This is a genomic window from Roseateles sp. P5_E8 (assembly GCF_054177665.1).
Genome location: NZ_JBGCUM010000124.1, coordinates 1 through 2,713 on the forward strand (window position 1 = coordinate 1; position 2,713 = coordinate 2,713).

Consider the following 2,713-nt stretch of genomic DNA (forward strand, 5'->3'; position numbering starts at 1 on the left):
CGCGGTGTAGTGCTCGACGCTGACGCGAATGACGCCTTCGAGCGGCGAGCTCAGCGTCACGGTCAGCGTGGGGCCTTGCAGCGTGTCGCCACGGTGCTTGATGGGGCGGGTCGTGGCGAGCACGACGAGGCGGTCTTCGTGGACTTCGATCGCGTAGGCCTCGGCCGCGTAGTGCGCGGCGACGCCCGGCTGAAGCATCCACTGTCCGTCAGTGAACTTCATGGGAGATTGGTTCCTTGGCTACGGCCTTGTTGATGGAACTCGGCGACGGCGGGCTTTGCGCGTCATGCGACTTGGTTCGCGCGGCCACTCTTTTGCTTTACTTCGTCCATCGATCAAATTAACATTGGTAAGACCACGATTGGAACACAGCAATCCTGGTCCGACCAGATGACAACACAGAACAAGTCCTTGCGAAGCGAACCGATTGGCAGTCAACAGCTGATGAAGACCGTCAACCGCATGGCGTTGGTGCGGCAGACCTGCGCCACTCCGGGGGCATCGCGAGCGGATTTGGCTGACGCCGTGGGCGTCACGAGATCCACGGTGAGCTTGCTGGTTCGCGAACTGCTTGCCGAAGGCTGGTTGGTGGAGCGTGACATCGTCGCGACGGGCGACATGGGCCGCCGCCCGACCCCCCTGTTTGTTGATGACACACGCCTGCTTCTGATTGGCGTCGAGGTCGGCATCGATTCGATGCGAATCGTTGTCACGTCATTGACGGGAGAGGTGCGGGCCTGCGTCACCACTGCCCATGGGGTCGACCGCTCGGTCAACGCCTGTGTCGTCAGCCTGGCCAAGGCGTTGCAGGACCTGCAAGGGCAATTCGGCATCAACCAGAAGTTGCTTGGGGTTGGTGTCGGCCTGCCGGGTGGCGTCAACGAAACGCGCGGGGTCGTCCAATTCGCGCCGAATCTGGGCTGGCGAGACGTGCCCTTCGCCAGGCTCTTGAGTGACGCATTGCAAACCACATGGCTCGCCGACGTTCCACTGTTCATTCAGAACGAAGCCGACACCGCCGCCCTGGGAGAACTGGAATTCAACGCCACGCCAGACTCGGATCCTCTGATCTATGTCTCCATCAACCACGGCCTGGGTGCTGGCGTCATCGTGGGCGACCGGCTGCTCACCGGCAGCCGCGGCTATGCGGGCGAAGTAGGTCATATGGTGCTGCAACTCAACGGACCTCGCTGTTCTTGCGGCCGACGCGGTTGCGCGGAAGCCTTGATTGCTACGCGCGCCATCCAACGCGGCACCGCCAATACGGCCACTCAAGGAACGATCGCCGAGGTGCGCGAGCACCTTGCTGTCGAGGATGGGGAAACGCTCAAGGCCGTGACGTCCGCAGGACACCATCTAGGCATGCTGCTCCTGAACCTGTCGACCGCCTACGACCCGGGCTGCATCGTTCTCGGCGGCTCGGTCGTTGAATTGGGCGATCCATTTCTGCAACCCGCCATGGCGGCGCTGGAGGCGCATATCGCCACAGGCGTCTCCTCCGGGCCGGCGATTCGGACCTCCCGATTCGGCGCCAATGCGGTCGCCATTGGCGCTGCCGCACTGGTTCGCTACCGCCTGACACGCCCCGCCCTTCCATCGACCACTGGCGGCAGGGCCGCCGCGAACGTCTAGGAGATCTGAATGTATCTGGGCATCGACTTGGGCACTTCCGAAGTGAAGTTGCTGCTGCTGGACAGCACCGGTCGAATTGTTGGCACCGCGAGCAGCGCGCTGCGGCTGTTCAACTCCGAGCCACTGTGGTCGGAGCAGAACCCAGCCGACTGGTGGAGCGCCACCGGAACGGCCATCAACGAACTGCGTACCGCCCATCCCGCCGAATTCGCCGCCGTGCGAGCCATCGGCCTGTCAGGGCAGATGCATGGCGCCGTGCTGCTTGACGAGACGGACAAGGTCCTGCGGCCCGCCATCCTGTGGAACGACGGCCGCAGCCATGCCGAGTGCGCCGAGTTGGAAGCGGCCGCGCCGCGCCTGCACGACATCGCGGGCAATCTCGCCATGCCGGGCTTTACCGCACCCAAATTGCTGTGGGTAAGAAAGCATGAGCCCGACGTTTTCGCTCGTCTGAAGACGGTTCTGTTGCCCAAGGATTGGCTGCGCCTGCAGCTGTGCGGGGAGAAGGTTTCCGACCCTTCCGACGCCGCAGGCACGCTGTGGCTGGACGTGGCGCGCCGCGATTGGTCGGATGAACTGCTGGCCGCCACGGGCCTGTCGCGCGCGCACATGCCCCGTCTCGTGGAGGCCAACCAACCCAGCGGGGTTCTCAAGCCCGAAGTTGCCCGCGCCTGGGGCCTCAATGCCGAAGTCGTCATTGCCGGTGGTGCGGGCGACAACGCCGCGAGCGCCATCGGTATCGGCGCCACGCAGCCCGGCGACGGCTTCATTTCGCTCGGCACCTCGGGCGTGCTCTTCGTCGTCAATGATCGCTACCGCCCCAACCCGGGTTCTGCGGTGCACGCCTTCTGCCATGCGCTGCCGCAGCGCTGGCACCAGATGAGCGTGATGCTGTCGGCCGCGAGTTGCCTGCGCTGGTTCTGCCAGATCGTCGGCAGCAACGAAGCCACCTTGCTGGCTGAACTCGAATCGAATGAGAGCGCCGTCCTCAATGACGAAGCGCCTACGTTTCTGCCCTACCTCGCCGGCGAACGCACGCCTCACAACGATCCATTTGCGCCCGGCCTCCTCTATGGACTGA

General features: G+C 64.1%; 3 protein-coding genes. 2 read left to right on the forward strand and 1 reads right to left on the reverse strand.

The annotated features are described in order from the left end of the window. The coding region (locus ACXRVZ_RS27520) for a hypothetical protein (RefSeq protein WP_458233118.1) at window positions 1-222 on the reverse strand (222 nt) is incomplete at its 3' end. Between the two features lie 222 nt (window positions 223-444). Here ACXRVZ_RS27520 and ACXRVZ_RS27525 point away from each other — a divergent pair. Together ACXRVZ_RS27525 and xylB are read left to right on the forward strand one after the other, a co-directional pair. Then, window positions 445-1,632, forward strand: a complete 1,188-nt coding sequence (locus tag ACXRVZ_RS27525) for an ROK family protein (RefSeq protein ID WP_458233119.1) — start codon at window positions 445-447, stop codon at window positions 1,630-1,632. 9 nt (window positions 1,633-1,641) lie between these two features. Continuing rightward, window positions 1,642-2,713 (forward strand): xylulokinase (xylB, locus tag ACXRVZ_RS27530; protein WP_458233120.1); only part of this gene is annotated, 1,072 nt, incomplete at its 3' end.